An 18,966-nucleotide genomic window follows, 5' to 3' on the forward strand; every position below is an offset into this window, starting at 1 on the left:
TTACCCTGCAGATTTTGCACCGTAATGAAAATGCTTATAATGAAAATAATAATAGTTTAGTTATTCTGATAACAGTTAAAAATCAATATTTTTTGTTGATGGGAGATGCTAGTAAAACAATTGAAGATAAGTTATTAAATTTTGCCTGGCCCCCAATTGATTTATTGCAGGTTAGTTATCATGGTTTAAGCACTGCTTTTAGTGAAGAATTTATTAGTAAAATTAAACCTAAAACTTGTTTTATTTCAGCGACCCATGACTACCAGCAAAATTTTCCGACTGCTAAAACGCTTGCCACATTAAATAAATATCATTGTCAAATTTATCAAACTAATATTTCTCATAATTTAGTTTATAATATTAATGAAAGAGCAAAAAGTTATCTAACAACTTTTTAACATATTAATGAAAGGAAAGGCACATGTTTTTAATATACGGTGAAGATAGTTTTTTGATAAAAACTCAAAAAAATAAGATTTTGGCTAAAATTAATCTTAATGATGAATATGAAGTTGAAGAATATAGTTATTTGGAATCACCATTATTAGATATTATTAATGATGCTAATACTGTTGCAATGTTTTCAGATAAAAGAATTATTGTTATTAATGATTGTTTTTTCTTAACTGAAGAAAAAATTAAGGCAAAAGTAGATAATAAAAAATATTTGCCTAATTTATTAGAATATTTAGAAAATCCCAATCCTAATACTTATTTAATATTTATCTGTCCTGTTAATAATATTAGTAATCGGCTAAAAATCACTAAAAAAATGTTGGCTTTAACTAGTGTTTTAAAAGCAATCAACTTATCATACCCCGAGTTATTCAAATTTGTTAATGATTTTATTGCTAAACATCATGCTACCATTTCTCAACACGGAGTTGAAAAAATTATTGAATATTTACCAAATAATTTATATATTATTCAAAATGAATTGCAAAAATTAATCCTGGTTGACTCTCATATTACAGAAGAGATTATTGAAAATAATATTACTAAGTATTTAGATACGGACATCTTTAAGTTAGTTGATTATTTATTATATAATGATTTAAATAATTTTTTAATTAATTACCATTATTTACAAGAACGGGGGTTAAATAATATTGCATTATTGGCCTTAATTGCTAATAGTGTTATTTTAACGCGCGATATCATTATTTTATCGGCCACTAAAAAAACATATTCTGATATTGCTAGTACTTTAAAAATTCATCCGTATCGAATTAAAAAAATTTCTGAGTGTTTAAATAAATTTAATATAGAAAAAGCAAATAAAATTATTATAAAATTATTTGAAATTGATTATAAAATAAAAAAAGGTATAATAAATGAAGACATTAGTAGTGATTTATTTTTAATTAATTTATTTGATTTAAATGAATAGACTATAATGAAAAGATGTTATGGAGATGGTTCAAAAAAAATGAAAGAAAATAAATTATATACCTACATTGCTTATGCTTTATATAATACATTTAAAGACGATAACATTAAAGCACAAATTATTGTTAATTCTGAGTTTAAAGCGTTAGTAATCAAACAAATTTGTTCTTTATTAACTTTAGAAAAAGAATTTGATGCATCATTTAACGATGAAAAATATACCGTGGCATTTGCGCAAGCGTTAGCCAATGTGACAAATGAATCAGCCACAATTGAAAAAATTGATGGGACAACTTTCAATCAATTAGATGAAGACTATGTTGAATATATTAAATATATTTGTGATAATTTTAAAGTTAAAAAAGACTATATTACGCAGGAAAATGTTGTTACCATTGATGCCATTGACAAAATTGCTGATTTTGTTGATGAAAAAGCAATTGATAATGCTCGTGATCAGATGAATAAAAAAGCGGCTAAAGGATTGGAAAAAGAACAGCAGCAAGATTCTGCCCAAAGTACCGGACCGATGATGGGGACTGGAATGGGAATGAATGCTTTTGATCCAAGCAAACTAGACATGGGCCAAATGATGCAACAGATGGCTAATATGCCAATTCATCCCCGTTTAGATCCGCGTTTTTATCCTTACCGCACAAAACCTAAATTTATGCCATTATTTAAAAAGATTGTGGCGGGATTAGTAATTCTTGCTGCTGTTGGTTTAATTATTTTATGATTATTAGGGTCATTTCTTGGAATTATAATTGATACAAATGTAATTGTTTATAAGTGAAACGGTTCTGTCATTATTGTTGGTGGTGGCGCTGACGCGGGCATTCATGTTGGGAATAATAATTTTGTGGGACCATTTCCATTTTCTTCCAAGTTAAAATTAGCGTTGACTGGCGCTGGTTCAATGAGTTTATTTAGTGGACTATTACCAATTATTCCTGCAATTTTCATGGGCTATGAATTATTAGGAGCAAAGCGTTTTAAAAGAGATAATTATACTGTTAAAATGCTAACAGTCGGAATTAGTGTTATTATTTTATTATATTCTTCTCTTTCATTAATTAGTATTTTGTTACATAATTACGTTAGCAATATTGTTAATGGACTAGGAGTTCCCAAAAGTGGTATTAATGTTGGTGATTCAAGTTTATTTGGTGGAATCCTAACACCCGATTCTGACCTGCAACAAACGTTAAATAATATTATCAATGAAATTAATAATAGTTCTTCATACAAATTAATTTATGCATTTAGTATTATCTTTATGATTGTGGGATTAGTTGCTTCAATTGCGACCATTGCCCTAATGATTGTTGCACCTAAACTTGACCGTAATAAATTAGTCCGAGCTAATGAAGAATACCAAAAAGCAGTTAACGCCGCAATGCATGGCAAAAAATATATAATAGATCCTTCTTTATTTGACGAAGAATTTAGAGAAGATAATCCGTTTAATTCCTTTGGAAATAAGGATGAAAATAAGAATAATAACCAAGATGATGAAGATAATTAAAGTTCTAATTATCTTTTTAAATTAAAAAATAGTAACTACTTTCATAGCTACTATTTTTTATTTAACACCAGCCTAATTATTTCCTAAAATTAATTTACACGGATCATTAATTTACTTTTTATTCTCGCTGCTTTATTAGCATGATAAATCCCTTTAGTTACAGCTTTGTCAATTAATGAAACAGCATTGTTTACTAAATCATTAGCATTTTCTTGTTTTTCTGCAATTGCTAAATTAGCTTTTTTAATTGCTGTTTTAATTGAAGATTTAAATGATTTATTAGCTAAATTAGCTTTTTCATTTTTTTTTGATTCTTTTAACTTGTGATTTGATATTTGCCATTAATATTTATTCCTTTCATTTACTTAGACACAAAGGAATTATAGCAAATAGATATATGCGTGTAAATATAAAAACTTAGTTTTTTAGAGAATTTATAATTTTTAGGGTAATAATTATTTTTCTAAATTATGAAACTTATTGTTTTTTTATTGTTTAGTTAATTAAGATATTAGCAGGGAAAGTTAAAAACTTATTAACTTTATTTATAACAATTGTAATAACTATATTATTTTATTTCCCTAAAATTTTTAAAAGAAAGGAAAATAAAGGAATGGAAAAGTTATTAGCAATTTTTGGCGCTGTTGGTTTAACAGCAACCGGAGCAATCAGTATTATTGCTTGCCATAAAGAAGAAGCCACAACAACAAGACTTACAGAAGAAGCACAAAACGCTATTAATAGTTACAGTTACATTACATTTACTTTTGTTAGTAATTTATTTACTAAAGATGGTGCTGGTACTTATTTATTAGTTCAGAATGGTCAAGGAACATTATCATTAATGCCTGATAATATCATTGGTATGAATTTGAGCAAAATTAATGGTGTTGACATACCAATGAGTATCTTATCTGCTATGGGTATGGGTAATTTAGTGAGTTTTATAAATAGTCTTAATTTATTAGACAACGGAATAGAAAATATATGAAAACAAAGACACATATATAAGAGAGGTTTTCCCTGATGATTACTATTTATAAAATTAAGGAAGCACGACATAGAATCAATGATTATATTAATTCTGATAATATAATTCATGATCTTACATTATCAAAAATGCTTAATATGGAAATATATTTAAAAGTAGAGAATTTACAGCGAACAGGAAGTTTTAAAATTCGAGGAAGTTTAAAAAAGATACTTTCTTTAAATGAAACCGAACGTGCTAAAGGGTTTATTGCTGCATCTGCTGGCAATCATCCTCAAGGTGTTGCATTGGCATGCTTATTAACAAATACTAAATGTACAATAGTAATGCCAGAAAATGCACCAAAGTCAAAAATTGAGGCAACCAAATTATTATGGTGCAGATATTATTTTATCTGGTTCTAATTTTGATGAGGGCGTTAAAAAATACATTAGAAGTTCAAAAATTACAGCAATTAACATTTGTACATGCTTTTGATGATGAAGATGTTATTAGTGGGCAAGGTACTATTGGATTAGAATTAATTGAACAAATCCAAGGTTTATATACAATAATTGTTCCCGTTGGTGGAGGCGGTTTAATTTTAGGCATTGCTATTGCTGCAAAAACATTAAATCTAGAAATTAAAATTATTGGTGTTGAAGTTGAAAATGTACCATCTTTAACAAAAGCCTTTCAATTTGGTAAATCAATTGAAGTTGAACCTAGTAAAACAATTGCTGATGGTATTAATGTTCAAAAAATTGGTTTAATTACTTTTGAGATATGTAAACAGTATGTTGCTGAAATTGTTACTGTTTCAGAGAAAAGAGGGTAAAGGAAACAATTTAGTTCTTATTGGCAAAAGATAAAATTTTAGCAGAAGGTGCTGACGCTTCAGCTTATGCAGTAGTACTATATAAAGAAATTAAATTAATTCAAAATACTAATGTAGCAATCATTATGTTGGTAGGAAATATTGATTTATCTAAATTGAATGAAATTTTAAATGAAAATATAAATTAACTTTAGTAGTTTATTTTTTTAATTTAAAAATGAAAAATTTTGATTTATTTATAATATAGTTTAAGTATGAAAGATATTGATCTTTCAAAAATTAAATAAAATAAATGTGGTTTTTAATTAGGGAATTGTGTTAAAAGCACAAGCTGTACCAGCAACTGTAGAACTGACGAAAGCTGTAATATGTAATAACCACTGAGAAAATTTCTTGATAAGGGCAGTAAGTAAGATGAAGTAAAGCCAGTAGACCTACAATGTTTTTGAAATTTGATTACTTCTGGAATAAAGTAATCCTGTAATTTATTTAATTTTTGTATTTTTTACAAAAATGAAAAATAATAAATTATTGAATTTTATTAATAAAGATAACAAAAATAATATTAGTTATTTTTGTTTATTTAAAGTACTTAAATAATAACTAAAATAGAAACGGGGAAAAGTGGGAATGAAATTAAATGATAAAAAGTTTTTATATAATAAATAAACTGATGGGGGATCTACTTCAACAATAAGTAGTATTAGTTAGTAACTCGTTTGCTATTTTTACTAAAGAAAATCCTTTAAATTCATATAATAATGATTTATTAAAAAGAAGAAATGATGAAAATTGTTAATGTTGAAAAAAATGATTCAACTTATGAAAATGATAATATGTCAGCAGATACACCAGCCGGTCAAATGATGAATATGGCTGCAACAGCTGCCAAAGAATATGCTTTACGCTTTTTATTAAGTAAAGAATATCGTGATGCTCATCAAAATGAGGATATTCATATTCATGATTTAGATTATTATCCATCAAAAACCACAACTTGTGTGCAATATGATTTAAAAGATATTTTTTGCTAATGGTTTTTGAACAAAAAATGGAATGGTCCGCGAACCACAAACTATTTAGTCGTATGCGACACTATCAGCAATTGTTTTTCAATCACACCAAAATAAACAACATGGTAGTCAAGAAATTCCGGCTTTTGATTATTTTTTAGCTCTTGGTGTTTTAAAATCATTTCGTAAAAATTTAGTTAAACAATTAGAATTTATTTTAAAATTAAATAATTTAGAAAATTAAAAAAATTGACAAGCACTAATCCAAGAAAAATTTAATACTATTGATTTACATCTTAACGAAGAAGTACAACTTGAAATTAGTAAATTATTAGATTTAAATATAAACCAAGTTAAAATTGCATTTTAGGAAGCATATCTTACAACAGAAAAAGAAACTTTTCAAGCAATGGAAGGATTTATTTATAATTTAAACACAATGCATTTCATGAGGAAAAACCAAGTTGTTTTTTTTCATCAATAAATTATGGAACCGATACTTCTTCCGAAGGAAGAATGATGATTCGCCAAGTATTATTAGCAACTCAAAAAGGACTTGGAAAAAATAAAACACCAATTTCCCAATTTAAATTTTTAAAGTTAAGGAAGGAATCTTTTACTCTGAAGAAGATTTTAATTTAGCAATTAATAATTGAAAACAAGCTAAACAGGAAATGCTAAATTATAAAACTAAAAACTTTGATTTATTAATTCTTGCTTGTCAAACAAATTCAACCCGATTATTTCCTAACTTTGTTTTTTAGATACACCATTTAATAAGCACGAAAATTGAAATCCTGCTGATCCAAATAATTATTTAAATGAAGTTGCCACGATGGGTTGTCGCACAAGAACATTTGAAAATATTAATGGGTATAAAACACCAGTTGGTCGTGGTAATATTTCTTTTACCGCTATGAACTTATCTCGTTTAGCCATTGAAGCGGTAAAAGAAGTTAAAGAAGAAAATTTATCATATGATGATTTTTTAAAAAAAGTAAGTGCCTCATTGTATGAAAACATCATAAGGACATATCAAAAGATGAATATCTGGTAAATATGATTAACCAGGGTAGTTTAACAATTGGTTTTATTGGTGGACACAATGCCATGAAAATGATTTTTGGGGAAGGCCATAGTGAATTAGAAGCAGCATATGATTTGTTATACCAAGCAGTATTAACAATGAACGAGATTGCTAATCAATATAAACAAAAATATAAATTTAAACTATTCAGTTATTGCCACTCCGGCCGAAGGATTACCTGGGCGTTTTACTAGAATGGATGTTAAAAAATACGAAATTATTTCTGGTGTTAATGATAGTAATTATTATATTAATTCATTCCATGTTGATGTTAAACAAAATATTAGTATTTTTGAAAAAATAAAAAAGAAGTACCATTCCACGCAATTACATTAGATGGACATATTAGTTATGTTGAATTGGATGGAGCTATGAAATATAAAATTCCTGTTATTTTAAAAATACTTAAATGTATCTTTGATAATAATATTGGTTATGGATCAATTAATCACCCCGTTGATGTTTGTTTAGAATGTCAATTTTCAGGAATTATTCCTCAGGCATATGATAAATGTCAAAGCAATAATATCCGTCGCATTCGTCAAATTACTGGTTATTTAACTGGTGATTTAAATAGTTGAAATTCAGCGAAAAGATCAGAAGAACATGATCGGGTTAAACATGGAATTAACGAAAATAAATAACTTTAACATTAAAGTTTTAAAAATTTATCCTGAAACAACTAGTGATGGCCTTGGGTTATGTTATAGTATTTATTTAGTAGCGGGTTGCCGGCATGCTTGTTTTGGTTGCCACAATGTCAGAAGTTGAAATCATAATAATGGCCAACTTCTAGATGATAAATATCTTGCTGAAATTATTGACCAAATTAATGCTAATTCGTTATTGGAGGGTGTTACGTTATCGGGAGAGGTGATCCGTTTTTATGACTCCCTATTTTTAAGACAATTGTTAGAATATTTTAAAAAATATACTAACAAAAATATTTGATGTTATACAGGCTATACGTATGAACAAATTATAAACAAACCAGAGTTAAATGCGTGTTTAAAATATATTGATGTCTTAATTGATGCGTGGTTCGTTTTAGAATTAAGAGATATTTTACTTCCTTTTAAAGATAGCAGTAACCAGCGAACAATTTATTTAAAAAATTGTAAACTTGATTTTATTGATAATTATTTGGAAATTATTAAATCAAGTATTTTTATTTTTAAAGGAATTCTTTTTTTATTAGTTAAATTATTTATGAGAAATTAATAAAAAACGAGGATTATTAATGAATAAACTACTAGCAATTATTGCAACCAGCATTTTTTTAATATTAACCCCACTTTCTTTCGTCCTTGAACAGACAGTTAATGGTCAAGTTTCGAACATCCTGAATAATGAAACTAATAATCTATAAAATAAAAACAATTTAAAAATATATTTATCAGGTGTAACTTATACTAAAACTTTAAATCAAACCGAATTAAATAGTAAACAAAAAACTTATTTTAATGCTAGTTCAGCTGTCACTATTTTAGATTTAGATAACTATGGATTAACAAAAAAAAACAGTTTCTTGATTTAGTACCAACAGTTAATTTTTCACTTGCCAAAAATAAAATTGTTATTAATAATCATAAGGTTAAAGGTAAAGAAAACTTTAATTATATATTAGATATTGCTAATAATTTTGATCTTGCCAAAAAAAGTACTGCAGTTCGTGGAAATTCTTCTATTGATGATTATAGAAAATTAGCATTATATTATTTATGATTTTCATTATATTAAGAAAATAATAAAATAAAATTAAGAATGGAGTATTTATATAAAAAAAATCATTATTAAATCCTAGTGAATTAAATGTAACATTTAATTTAAAATTTAAATATATGAAATTAATACCCTCTGAATTTTATTTTAAAAAATTCAATAAAATAATAATGTCAAAATTTCCTCATATAGTTGACTTTGATAAGAGAGAAGGCACTATTACAAATGATGAATTTAAAAGTAAAATAAAAAATAAATTAATAATTTTGTTGCAAAGTATTTTAGAAAAACTGAAGGAAAAATATCCTTCTCAAGTCATAAATTTTAGTTATGATTTATCAATTCAAGATAATGTTTATGACTTATTTCGTTCTGTTAATAGATACCGAATATTAGTTTATTAATTAATAATGTGCAGAGTTTGCTAACTATAGGAATTATAACAAAGTTAACATTGATACCAATCTGAATTTAATTGATTTAAATATCAAGACCGTACTCCTTTTAACAAAGTTATTTTTAGAAAAATTTACAAAAGAAAATATTATTGGGCGAGTTTTAAATGTGGCATCATTAGTAAGTTTTACACCGAGTTTGTTTTTATCTTCATATGCTGTTTCAAAAGCATATGTCTTAAATTATTCAGTTGCTGTAAATACCGAATTAAAAAAAACAAAAGTCATTAAATAAGGTAATTTGTATTTGCCCCCAAATCTTTAAAACAAAGTTTAAAAAAAGAAAAAACTACATCATTGTTGGTTTTGCAAATAAAATATTGCGATTTTTAATTAAAATTGCCCCACAAAAATGAGGTACAAATATTATGTATAAAATATTTCGTTAATAACTAGTAAATTAGGTATTTATTTAATATAATAAATAAAGGTAAAATTTATTGAAAAGCAAGAAAAAACAACAATGATTAAACAATACATCAAGCCTGATAAAGATGATAAAATGTGAATTTATGATAATGGTCAAAAAACCAAAAACTTTAAAACAAAAGAAAAGTAGTACGGTATGGAATTAGAAAAGCTAGAAAGGTGGCTAAACATGTGGATGTGGGGCTATGAATTATGCGCAAAAATAGTACTTTTTAGGAAGAACGAACTTACCATGCTCGTAAACCATTATAAATAAAGATCAAAACAAATAAAAACTAAGTTTAAAACTTAGTTTTTATATTTATTTAAACATTTCGAAGATTGTTTTAATCATTACGCCCGTTCCGTGCCCGTTCCCTGTATCAGATGTTCCTGCAATATCTAAATGAATATATGGTTTATCTTCTACAAATTCACATAGAAAGGCAGCCGCTGTTGAACTTCCTCCCATTCTTGATGGTTCAGCATTTGTTAAGTCAGCAATAGGAGTTTGCCGCATTACTGCAATATTGTCTTCATGAATTGGCATTCTTCAAATTTCTTCGTGTGAATTTTCACTAGCTTTTTTAAATTCTTCATATCATTCGTCATTATTGGCAAAAACTCCGGTCATAAATCTTCCCAAAGCCACTAACATAGCGCCAGTTAATGTTGATGCTTCAATTAATTTATTAACATTTAATTTACGAATTGAATAAGTAATTCCATCGGCTAAAACTAATCTTCCCTCAGCATCTGTGTTATCAATTTGGACTGTTTTACCGTTCATTGAAGTTATTACTGATTCTGTTAAAGTAGCTTTCCCACCAATGCGATTTTCTGTTAAACAAGCAACGGCTGAAATATTAACTTTTGCTTTTACTTTTGCTAAGGCTAATACTGTCGCACACATAATAGCAGCCCCGGACATATCAAACTTCATTCCAACTAGAGCATTTGATGGTTTTAGGTTATATCCTCCACTGTCAAAAGTAATTCCTTTTCCTACTAGACCTACTTTTTCTTTACTATCTGGGTTGCCATGATATTCAAGAACTACAACCCGAGGTTCTAAATAACTTCCGGCGTTAACAGCCAATAATAATTCCATTTTTTCTTTTTCAATTTCTTTTTTATCTAAAATTGTAATTTTTAAATTTGGGATTTTTTTTAGCTTCTTCTTCTACTTTTTTTTGCAAAAATTTCAGGATACATTAAATTTGGGGGAGTATCTTGTAAGATTCTTGCAAAATTAACATATTCCATTTTTGTTGTAATTTCTATAAATTTGTTATTTGCGTTAGGGCAATCATGAACCAAATTATAAATTACATCTTTTTCTTCTTTTTTATTTGTTGTTTTTAAACTATAGTTTTTATTTAAACTATAATATAATCCTTCTGCTAATGCTTTAAATAAGTGACTATTTGGTTCAGCATTTTTTTTAAAACTATCAACATCAATATTAATATTGTATTTATTAGTTTTAGTAAAATTAGTAATAAACTTATATACTGATTTGAATGTTAATGGTTTTTCAAAATAAACATAAATAGTTTTATCTTCGGAAATTAAAGTTGTTCTTTCATTTTCTTTAATTACTAAATTGTTTACTTGATCATTTTTAAAAATAGCTTTTAATGTCAGAACTTGTTTTTTATCATTTAATACAATCATTATTTACTCATCCTTCTTTCTAAATAATCTAATATATAAAATTATAGCATTAAAATAAAGCGCTATTTACTATATAATCAGATTATTTGAGATATAATAAGACTTAGAATAATAATTTATGCAGATAAAGGAGAAGATGGGAAATGAAAAGAAATGAAGCACCAGCCCAGTATAAATGAGATTTTACAAATTTATACCCCACAATTGATGATTGAAAAAAAGATTTAAATATTATTGTTGAAAAGTTAAAAGAAATTATAGCATTTAAAGGAAAATTAAATAATAAAGATATTTTTAAAAAATATTTACAGTTAGATGATGAAATTGATTTAATTGTTAGTAAATTAGGGCAGTATTTACATATGGGTGATATTGATACAACTAATTTAGTTTATCAAGAATTATCAGGAATCTTTGCCAATACTATTAATGAACTTTCAAGTCAATTAGCTTTTATTTCTCCCGAATTAAAAGCAATTGGTGAACAAATTATTATGGGATGAATTAAATCAGATTCTGAGTTACAGAAATACGAATATGGATATCGGAAATTCTTCCGCGAAGCGCAACATATATTATCTGAACGAGACGAAGAAATTTTATCATTAGTATCACGAAGTCGTGGAGCAGCTTATGATATTTATGATTTATTAGCATATGCTGATAAAAAACCAGCTTATGTAAATTATCAAGGCAAAGAACAAAAATTAACTCAAGCCTTATATAGTGAAATTACTGAAGAGACTGACCCACTGGATGATCAAAAATTAAGAGCAGAAACAGCAAAATTATTTGTGCAACATTTAACAGATAAAAAACATTCCTTTGCGAGAGTTTATGAAGCAATTTTACAAAGAAGTGTCGAATCAGTAAAGTTAAGAGGCTATAAAAATACTTTGCAAGCATCATTATCAGGTGATGATGTTACCGAAGACATTTATGAAAGTTTAATTAAGTATGGTCGTCAAACAAGTCATTTAAATGTTCGCTATAATGAAATTTTGAAAAAATATTTTAAATTTAATAAATATTATGCATCAGACAGCCGCTTAAAATTAGTAAAAAATGTGCCCAGTGTTAATAAAAAATATTCAGTTGAAGAAGCAAAAAACATTATTCGTGAATCATTAAAAATGTTAGGACCAGAATATTTGAGCCAACTAGAGATTGCGTGAAGTGATAATCGAATTGATTATTTTGAAGATACTAATAAAAGAGCCGGCGCATATTCATCAGGAGGGAATGGTGTTGAACCAATTATTTTGATGAACTGAGATAATACAATCTCATCGGTTAATACATTAGCCCACGAAGCTGGTCACTCCGTGCACACCTTACTAGCAGATGCAAATAATCCCCGCCCATTATCAAACTATCCAATTATTTTAGCGGAAGTAGCTTCAACTGTTAATGAACACTTATTATTTGATTATTTATATAAAAATGCTCAAAGTGATGATGAAAAAATTTATTTATTACAAAATCGCATTGAAGAAATTACTGGAACTTTCTTCCGACAAATTCAATTTGCTGATTTTGAATGAACTGCTCATAAAATGGTTGAAAATAATAAACCCCTAGATGCTGATAAGTTGGCAGATTTATTTGAAAAAATTAGTAATGATTTTGGAAGTTCAGTCTTTGATAAATATGAAGAAAATTCAAAACAGTATGGGTGAACAAGAATTTTACATTTCTTTAATTCACCATATTATGTTTATAAATATGCAACATGTATTGTTGCCTCATTCAAACTATATAATGATGTTTTAAATAATAACCCTGAGACATTAATTAACTTCTTAAAACAGGGGGGACGCAAAGAACCATTATTAATTTTAAAAGATATTGGAATTGATTACACTAATGAAAAAGTTTATGATGGTTTAATTAATAAATTAACTTCCTTAATTGACAACTTAGAAGCACTATTAAATAAAAAAGGAAATTAAAATTCAATTCCTTTACGCGCAGGGATCTTTTCATAAAAGTAGTGTTTAATTAATTTAACATTACTTACTAGATCAACATTATCAATTAAGTTTTGGGTAATATGATGTCCGGAAAAAGCCAATTCAATATTTGGCTTTTTTGTTTTAATAACAGCAATTAATTCTTCTTCAGTTATTAAACCATTAACAATGCATCCTAATAATTCATCAACAATAATTAAATCCACATTATCACTCTGAACTAATTTTTGTAAAATAGCAAACCCACCTCGCATCTCTTCTTTTAAGATTGCTTTTTCTTGGTCATTCATTTCCCAAAAGAATTTTTGACTAGAAGAATAAAAATCATAAATTTCTAAGCGGGGATGATTAATTTGTTCAAAAAACAACATTTCTCCTGATTGACGATTTTTTAAAAATCGTAAATATTTAATATTTCAACCATAACCAAGCGCTCGAATTGTCATTCCGTTCAAAATTGAAGTTTTTCCTTTACCATCACCGTAATATATATGAGTATAACCTTTTTTCTGCATTTTACTGAACCACCTTTTCTTAGTTATATTATAGAACAAAAAAATAATCCTCCTCGGATTATTTAATATTTTATTTTTTTGGGCATTTGATAAGTTTTATAAGTTGTTTGGGCGCGGATAATAGCATCAGGATCAGCTAATAAGATAGTTTCCCGCACTCGTTTAAAACTAATTAACGAAATAGTAATCATTACAATGTAATTATTATCTGAAAATTCGTTATTAAGATTTTTAGAAACTTTTTAGATGGTATTATTACGATAACCATTTTCTCGTAAACGGTCAATAATCACTTGGGGGTTGCTTGTAATTACCATCAAAGTTGTGTTGCAATATTTTGGGAAAATTTTATTTGACACAATACCACAGACAATAATAACCATAAAGGCCGCAAAGAATGTAGCTGAGAAATAGAAGGTAATAAAATCAGGGTTAGGAGTTGGTGGTTTAAAAGCATAACTCATTGCCCATGTTATTAACATTACCAAGGTATTAACTAGGATTGAAACATTCCCAACTGGTTTTTCTTTGTTCTTGAAATATAGTTATTTACAAAGTCTGTACCTCCTGGACAGGCATCACCAATGTATAAGAAATCATAACCAATTCCATTTAAGATCGCTCCAATTAATCCAAAGAAGAAAATTTATAAATCACGAACACTAGACTTATCAATATCATTTAGATTTTGTAAAAAATGGAAGTCTGTTGAATTGATAACAGGGATTCCATGATAATCCCCAATTCCCGTTAATAATAATATGGAAAGCCGTTTGACAAACCATAAAAATTAATGTATTTATGATAAATCTCCGACCAACAATTATTGAACTAAAAATAATTAAAGGGATATTATTAACAATGTAAAAAACATAATACATTAAGTTAGCATTATTAATATTTGAATCATTTAATGGAGGGAAAATATATTGGACAAAGATTTTCCCGACCGCTCCCAACCCCGGTGGAAGAACTTTTGAAGGAGTTAAGAAATAATCAAAAGCAATCGTACAAATTAAACTAGCTAAAACAAAATAGATATAAACTTTATTTTGAGTTTTTTTAAGATAGTTTTTTTGCTTTGAGTAATAATTAATCTTTTTTTATTTGTTCTTCATTATATTCGCTCCAAAGAGTACTGATTTTTTCTTTAACATCTAATTTATTTTCAAGTTCAACAAGTTGTTTTTCATAAGCAACTATTTTATTAACAAATTTATTAATAATTTGTTTTTTTGTAGTCAAATTGTTCTAATTTTAATTTTAGTTTAATTTTTTTGACTGATCATGGTTCTTACTTAATTTTAATAATTTTTGCTCTAGTTGATTTTTATATTCGCTGGTTTCATTAATATATTATTTCATCATTTGTTCTGTTTACCGAATATTTTTCTTAATATTTTCGTAGAGCTCTTCATCTACTAACTTTTGCTTTTTCGTTTCTTTCAATTTAATCACACTCACTCTTTTATTAATACAATAACAAGGTTATTATATTCCTTTTTATTATTTTTGTTCTTAAAAATTTTCATAATTTATTAATATTTATCTAAAAAAATGTTTTAATTAAAAAGAGTATAGATAAAAAAAGATAGTAAGGATTGAAAAAACATGAAAACCAATAGTTTACTTTTTTTAAGAGCAGTTGAATTAGCAGTGATTGCTTCTTATGAATTAGTTGGAAAGCAAGATAAAAATAATCTGGATAAGAAGGCCGTCGATATTATTAATTTATTATTAACTAACCATAATGCCAAAGCTAAAATTGCTATTGGGGAAGGCGAGTTAGACGAAGCACCAATGCTTTATCAAGGGCAAACTTTTACTAATAACCATCCGATTACAATTGATATTGCAGTTGATCCCATTGAAGGAACTTCTCCCGCTAGTAAAAATGAAGAGGGCTCAATTTCTTGTATTGCTATCGCTAAAAACGATTCAATGTTACAAATTCCGGAAATGTATATGGAAAAATTATTTATTGCCAAAAAAGATGAGGGGAATATTGATTTTACAAAAGATATTAAGTGAAATTTAGATAATTTATTAAAAATTAAGAAAACTTTAAAAGTTATTATTTTAGATAAGCCTCGCCATCAAGAAATTATTCAATATATGGAAGCAAATAAAATAGAAGTTATTCGTATTAAAGAAGGGGACGTCTTAGGAGCCATTGATGTTGTTTTAGGGCGCGCAGATTTATTATATGGGATTGGTGGTGCGCCCGAGGGAATCTTAATGGCTTCTTTGGCAATTGCTACTAATCATATTATGTTTAATCGGTTAGTACCATATCAACAAATTTGACCATCTGAGAAGGAAACTGCTGAAAGAATGAAAATTGAAGCGAAGGGTATGCAACTAAAAAAATTAAATTATGACTTAATTTTACGAGAAAATGATTTAGTTAAAGATAATAACACAATGTTCTTTGCAGCTAGTTTAACCGGGGGGTCATTATTAAAACCATTAATAGTTGAAAATAATGAATTTATTGTTAATTCATTTATTGGGTATAATAATATTTATCATCAGATTGTGTCAAGATATCCAATTGTTAAGGATATTAAATACTTATTAACTGAATATAGTTTTTGCAAATAATTATTTAATAATCTTCTATAAATATTGTTTTCTGACTGTTGTTTTAAAATTGTTTTAATTTTAATTCTTAGATAAAATTATAGTATGTAATTAAATAATGAGGTGAGAGTCAGATGGCCAAAAAAAACAATGGGAGAAATTTTAGCCGCCGCTAAAAAAACCAAAACAGCAGTGGATATTGAAAAAATTGAAATTGCTGATGGTGAAACTTTTGATTTAGTAAATTTAACCTTAGAACAAAAATTAAAATTGCTAAAAGCAGCAAATAATCCTGCAAATCCAAATTATTAAATCTGATTACAACTAAGTAAGGAAAAAACGAGAAATTGACAAAAAAATTGATAAAAAAGATATCAAAAATTTATCAGAAGATAACGAAAATGAATAAGAATGATCTTATTCATTTTTAATTAAAATTGAATTGCTATTTTAAGATAAAGGTTTATAATTAGTGAAACTAAAATTCAGGAGATGAGAATTAGTTTTAATTAAAATTAAGAGAGAAATTTATTAGAGGTATTATTATGTTTAATCATATAGTATTTTAGCAAATGATAGTTCAAGGATTTTAAATCAAATAGAAAATTGGCATCCAATTAAGTATTTTATTTAATTTATTTTTTTATTAATAGCAACAGGGACCTTTTTTGGAGCAAAATTATCCTCAACATATTTATCGGCCCTTACCCAACAAACACAGTTAGGAACCGCCGTGGCTGAGGGGATTATTTTATCTTTTATTAGTGCAAGTCGGGAATTAACAGCCGCCTTAGTTTCGGGAATTATTGGTCACCCAGAACTGTCGGTATCCGATGTAATTGGTTCAAATTCAGTAGTTACTTTTTGTTTAGTATTAGCAAATATTATTTTTTAAGAAAAAAATTATTTGCTAATACAACCAAATAAATAACATTATGATGTGATTATTACTAGGATTTGTTTTATTATTAGTAATTACCTTAATTCCGATTAAGGAATTTGCCTTTATGCGTGTTACGATTCCAGGTATCCGCTTGTCGTGAGTTAACTTAGTAATTTTTATTGGTTATATCATCTTTTTTGTTTTATTCACTAAACATTGCTAGTAAAGAACAAACAACCGAAATTGATTTAGATACTGAAAAATTAGCCATGAGTTATCTAAAGTTAAAACGGATTTATACTATTTTTGGTTTGGGAACGGGATTAATTATTATCTCCGCCTTTATTTCCTCAACTTCGGCCGGTGGTTTATTATTAGGATATGTTACATGTTTACCAGAGTTAACATCCTTATTCTTTTTAGCAAAATTAGGGCAAGGAACCAGGTCCATTAGTGCGACAGTTGGAACAAATTTATTTCATTATTTCTTTGATTTCTTTTCAGATATTGCCTATTTTAACGAAGGGGAGTATAAAACCATTGCCACAAATAATCTTCGCTATGAATATTTTTAATAATTTGTATTGAAGCGCTGTTAACAGGATTATTAATTTTAAATACACAGAAAAAAAATTAGTAATAATAAAATAATGTTAATAACAATTAGTGTGGTTATTATGTTAGTTTATGCAATTGGTTGAATTGCCAATATTGCCTTAACTTCGACAAATGTTATAATTAAGTAAATTAAAAGAAAAAAATAATTAAGTGGAGGAATGTTATGGCCAAAAAAGCATTTAATTGATTAATGATAATTACCTTAGTAATTGGAATTGTGCTCGTAGTATTATTGGGAGTTGTGGCTTGGTATGTTTTAAAAGTTAAAGTGGAAGAAACTGGAAATAAGTATAGTCCTTGTGTTTTATACGAAGAGCATTCTCCTGATAAAGTTAGTTCTGATCGTGGTCAAAAAGCGGAATTAATTTATCAGTTACAAAACCCTAATTTTAAAATCTTACAAAAACAAAAGTTAAATTATAATGATTTTACAACAGATGATTTTAATTTAATTAGAGCTTGTGAAAGTAATATGGTCTATAAAGCTAGCCAAGCCGCAATTAATACTTTCCAAGATTTATCAACTCCAATTGTTTTCAATAGTATTGCTGATTTAGAAGGCAAATTGAAAAATAATTATGTTTTAGATTTTACCAGTTTAGTTAATTCAACAACTGGTGATAAAGTTTCTTTTGCCAATAATATCCTTGATTTTTTTAATAAACTTAATAACTTATATGGAAACAAAATGTTAAAATCAATTTTATATAATCTTGAAGAAGGTTCAATGGTTAATAACCAAGTTGTTGCGGTAACAAGATTTGGGGGCTGGAATTCGTATGGGGTTTATCAATGTATGGTGTTAGGACCCCAAGCAGCTGATGTTAATTTAGTAAGACAACAATATGATATTGGCTATTGGCCAACAAAAATAGATATTAATATTTTAGTGCATGAAATGGGCCATGCAGTATCAAATTATTTATGAACTTATGCGTCTGATCGCCAGTATTTTAATAAAAACCTTGATGGCATTTCTACTTGCCAAAGTCTTAAATATAATAATCCAACAAGAGTAAGATTTTATAACAAAAGTCCTAATGATTATTTAGTTCATTATTTAGGACAACGTGCGGGAATTGGTAATGGTTATCCATTGCAACAAAAATTGGCAGCTTGGTCCTTTGTACAATCTGGTTATGGTCGTGAAGGTAGTGATATTGGTGGGAATGGTGAATTATTTGCCGAAGCTTTTGCCCAATGACTTTTAACACCAGATAGTCAAAAAGGATTAAATTGACAAGTATTAAATGATTTTTATACCAATGCGTTAAAAAAAGAATATGCTTTGTAATATAAAAAAGTTT

23 protein-coding genes, 3 pseudogenes and 1 riboswitch are annotated in these 18,966 nt (G+C 27.3%); of the genes and pseudogenes, 19 read left to right on the forward strand and 7 right to left on the reverse strand.

Annotation, left to right across the window (positions count from 1 at the left end; genetic code table 4):
- The first annotated feature begins 14 nt into the window (after positions 1 to 14).
- The 3 genes from P344_RS00615 to P344_RS00625 are packed head-to-tail and all read left to right on the forward strand — an operon-like array spanning position 15 to position 2,917.
- Complete coding sequence (locus tag P344_RS00615) at positions 15 to 398, forward strand: ComEC/Rec2 family competence protein (RefSeq protein WP_025316961.1); 384 nt, start codon at positions 15 to 17, stop codon at positions 396 to 398.
- 23 nt (positions 399 to 421) lie between these two features.
- Complete coding sequence (holA, locus tag P344_RS00620) at positions 422 to 1,390, forward strand: DNA polymerase III subunit delta (RefSeq protein WP_025316962.1); 969 nt, start codon at positions 422 to 424, stop codon at positions 1,388 to 1,390.
- 39 nt (positions 1,391 to 1,429) lie between these two features.
- Positions 1,430 to 2,917 carry a hypothetical protein gene (locus P344_RS00625; protein WP_025316963.1) on the forward strand — a complete coding sequence of 496 codons (1,488 nt, stop codon included), beginning with the start codon at positions 1,430 to 1,432 and terminating at the stop codon, positions 2,915 to 2,917.
- 89 nt (positions 2,918 to 3,006) lie between these two features.
- On the opposite strand, the pseudogene rpsT reads toward P344_RS00625, so the two are convergent.
- Positions 3,007 to 3,259: pseudogene (gene rpsT, locus P344_RS06240) on the reverse strand (30S ribosomal protein S20).
- Between the two features lie 271 nt (positions 3,260 to 3,530).
- On the opposite strand from rpsT, the gene P344_RS00635 reads away from it, so the two are divergent.
- The 10 genes and pseudogenes from P344_RS00635 to P344_RS08025 all read left to right on the forward strand — a co-directional run bounded on the left by P344_RS00635 (position 3,531) and on the right by P344_RS08025 (position 9,237).
- Positions 3,531 to 4,013: a lipoprotein gene (locus P344_RS00635; protein ID WP_025316965.1), complete on the forward strand. Its 483-nt coding sequence runs from the start codon at positions 3,531 to 3,533 to the stop codon at positions 4,011 to 4,013.
- A 23-nt stretch (positions 4,014 to 4,036) separates the two neighbouring features.
- Positions 4,037 to 4,312: a pyridoxal-phosphate dependent enzyme gene (locus tag P344_RS07735; protein ID WP_158500433.1), complete on the forward strand. Its 276-nt coding sequence runs from the start codon at positions 4,037 to 4,039 to the stop codon at positions 4,310 to 4,312.
- A gap of 5 nt (positions 4,313 to 4,317) precedes the next feature.
- Complete coding sequence (locus tag P344_RS07740) at positions 4,318 to 4,725, forward strand: pyridoxal-phosphate dependent enzyme (RefSeq protein ID WP_025316967.1); 408 nt, start codon at positions 4,318 to 4,320, stop codon at positions 4,723 to 4,725.
- 20 nt (positions 4,726 to 4,745) lie between these two features.
- Positions 4,746 to 4,913 carry a hypothetical protein gene (locus P344_RS06470; RefSeq protein ID WP_156028495.1) on the forward strand — a complete coding sequence of 56 codons (168 nt, stop codon included), beginning with the start codon at positions 4,746 to 4,748 and terminating at the stop codon, positions 4,911 to 4,913.
- A gap of 119 nt (positions 4,914 to 5,032) precedes the next feature.
- Positions 5,033 to 5,161: riboswitch (cobalamin riboswitch) on the forward strand.
- Positions 5,162 to 5,507: 346 nt separating this feature from the next.
- Positions 5,508 to 5,759, forward strand: coding sequence for an anaerobic ribonucleoside-triphosphate reductase (gene nrdD / locus P344_RS07745; protein ID WP_081717371.1), 252 nt, complete (start codon positions 5,508 to 5,510; stop codon positions 5,757 to 5,759).
- 796 nt (positions 5,760 to 6,555) lie between these two features.
- Complete coding sequence (nrdD, locus tag P344_RS07750; RefSeq protein WP_456293386.1) at positions 6,556 to 6,795, forward strand: anaerobic ribonucleoside-triphosphate reductase; 240 nt, start codon at positions 6,556 to 6,558, stop codon at positions 6,793 to 6,795.
- 2 nt (positions 6,796 to 6,797) lie between these two features.
- Complete coding sequence (nrdD, locus tag P344_RS07755; protein WP_025316970.1) at positions 6,798 to 7,019, forward strand: anaerobic ribonucleoside-triphosphate reductase; 222 nt, start codon at positions 6,798 to 6,800, stop codon at positions 7,017 to 7,019.
- A pseudogene (gene nrdD, locus P344_RS07760) lies at positions 6,934 to 7,469 on the forward strand (anaerobic ribonucleoside-triphosphate reductase). Before nrdD (P344_RS07755) ends, nrdD (P344_RS07760) begins: the two are co-directional and overlap by 86 nt.
- Positions 7,447 to 8,046, forward strand: a complete 600-nt coding sequence (gene nrdG, locus P344_RS00655; protein ID WP_211231568.1) for an anaerobic ribonucleoside-triphosphate reductase activating protein — start codon at positions 7,447 to 7,449, stop codon at positions 8,044 to 8,046. Before nrdD (P344_RS07760) ends, nrdG begins: the two are co-directional and overlap by 23 nt.
- Before the next feature lie 954 nt (positions 8,047 to 9,000).
- On the forward strand, positions 9,001 to 9,237 hold the full coding sequence (locus P344_RS08025) for an SDR family NAD(P)-dependent oxidoreductase (RefSeq protein ID WP_081717373.1): 237 nt from the start codon (positions 9,001 to 9,003) through the stop codon (positions 9,235 to 9,237).
- A gap of 495 nt (positions 9,238 to 9,732) precedes the next feature.
- On the opposite strand, the pseudogene P344_RS08030 reads toward P344_RS08025, so the two are convergent.
- A pseudogene (locus P344_RS08030) lies at positions 9,733 to 11,087 on the reverse strand (M17 family metallopeptidase).
- A gap of 143 nt (positions 11,088 to 11,230) precedes the next feature.
- Here P344_RS08030 and pepF point away from each other — a divergent pair.
- Positions 11,231 to 13,039 carry an oligoendopeptidase F gene (pepF, locus tag P344_RS00670; protein WP_025316974.1) on the forward strand — a complete coding sequence of 603 codons (1,809 nt, stop codon included), beginning with the start codon at positions 11,231 to 11,233 and terminating at the stop codon, positions 13,037 to 13,039.
- Here pepF and P344_RS00675 read toward each other — a convergent pair.
- From P344_RS00675 to P344_RS07270, 5 genes are all read right to left on the reverse strand, one after another.
- Entirely contained in the window at positions 13,036 to 13,575 is a 540-nt protein-coding gene (locus P344_RS00675; protein WP_025316975.1) for a cob(I)yrinic acid a,c-diamide adenosyltransferase, read from the reverse strand. The genes pepF and P344_RS00675 overlap by 4 nt on opposite strands.
- Positions 13,576 to 13,637: 62 nt before the next feature.
- On the reverse strand, positions 13,638 to 13,766 hold the full coding sequence (locus P344_RS07765; RefSeq protein ID WP_269078604.1) for a hypothetical protein: 129 nt from the start codon (positions 13,764 to 13,766) through the stop codon (positions 13,638 to 13,640).
- 51 nt (positions 13,767 to 13,817) lie between these two features.
- Positions 13,818 to 14,057 carry a hypothetical protein gene (locus P344_RS07260; protein ID WP_025316976.1) on the reverse strand — a complete coding sequence of 80 codons (240 nt, stop codon included), beginning with the start codon at positions 14,055 to 14,057 and terminating at the stop codon, positions 13,818 to 13,820.
- A gap of 186 nt (positions 14,058 to 14,243) precedes the next feature.
- Positions 14,244 to 14,672 (reverse strand): YitT family protein, encoded by a 429-nt coding sequence (locus P344_RS07265; RefSeq protein ID WP_330216933.1) that lies wholly within the window; start codon positions 14,670 to 14,672, stop codon positions 14,244 to 14,246.
- Complete coding sequence (locus P344_RS07270; protein ID WP_236681399.1) at positions 14,668 to 14,820, reverse strand: hypothetical protein; 153 nt, start codon at positions 14,818 to 14,820, stop codon at positions 14,668 to 14,670. Before P344_RS07270 ends, P344_RS07265 begins: the two co-directional genes overlap by 5 nt.
- Before the next feature lie 366 nt (positions 14,821 to 15,186).
- Between P344_RS07270 and P344_RS00685 the strand changes: the two genes are divergently transcribed.
- From P344_RS00685 to P344_RS00700, 5 genes are all read left to right on the forward strand, one after another.
- Entirely contained in the window at positions 15,187 to 16,179 is a 993-nt protein-coding gene (locus P344_RS00685) for a fructose-bisphosphatase class II (RefSeq protein ID WP_025316977.1), read from the forward strand.
- 129 nt (positions 16,180 to 16,308) lie between these two features.
- Positions 16,309 to 16,470, forward strand: a complete 162-nt coding sequence (locus P344_RS07275; RefSeq protein WP_236681400.1) for a hypothetical protein — start codon at positions 16,309 to 16,311, stop codon at positions 16,468 to 16,470.
- A gap of 421 nt (positions 16,471 to 16,891) precedes the next feature.
- Positions 16,892 to 17,053, forward strand: a complete 162-nt coding sequence (locus P344_RS06490; protein ID WP_156028496.1) for a hypothetical protein — start codon at positions 16,892 to 16,894, stop codon at positions 17,051 to 17,053.
- Positions 17,054 to 17,238: 185 nt separating this feature from the next.
- Positions 17,239 to 17,616 carry a hypothetical protein gene (locus tag P344_RS00695; RefSeq protein WP_025316978.1) on the forward strand — a complete coding sequence of 126 codons (378 nt, stop codon included), beginning with the start codon at positions 17,239 to 17,241 and terminating at the stop codon, positions 17,614 to 17,616.
- Positions 17,617 to 17,822: 206 nt separating this feature from the next.
- Positions 17,823 to 18,953, forward strand: a complete 1,131-nt coding sequence (locus P344_RS00700; RefSeq protein WP_025316979.1) for a hypothetical protein — start codon at positions 17,823 to 17,825, stop codon at positions 18,951 to 18,953.
- The last annotated feature ends 13 nt before the right edge of the window (positions 18,954 to 18,966 follow it).

The sequence above is a fragment of the Spiroplasma mirum ATCC 29335 genome (assembly GCF_000565195.1).
GTDB lineage: Bacteria > Bacillota_I > Bacilli_A > Mycoplasmatales > Mycoplasmataceae > Spiroplasma > Spiroplasma mirum.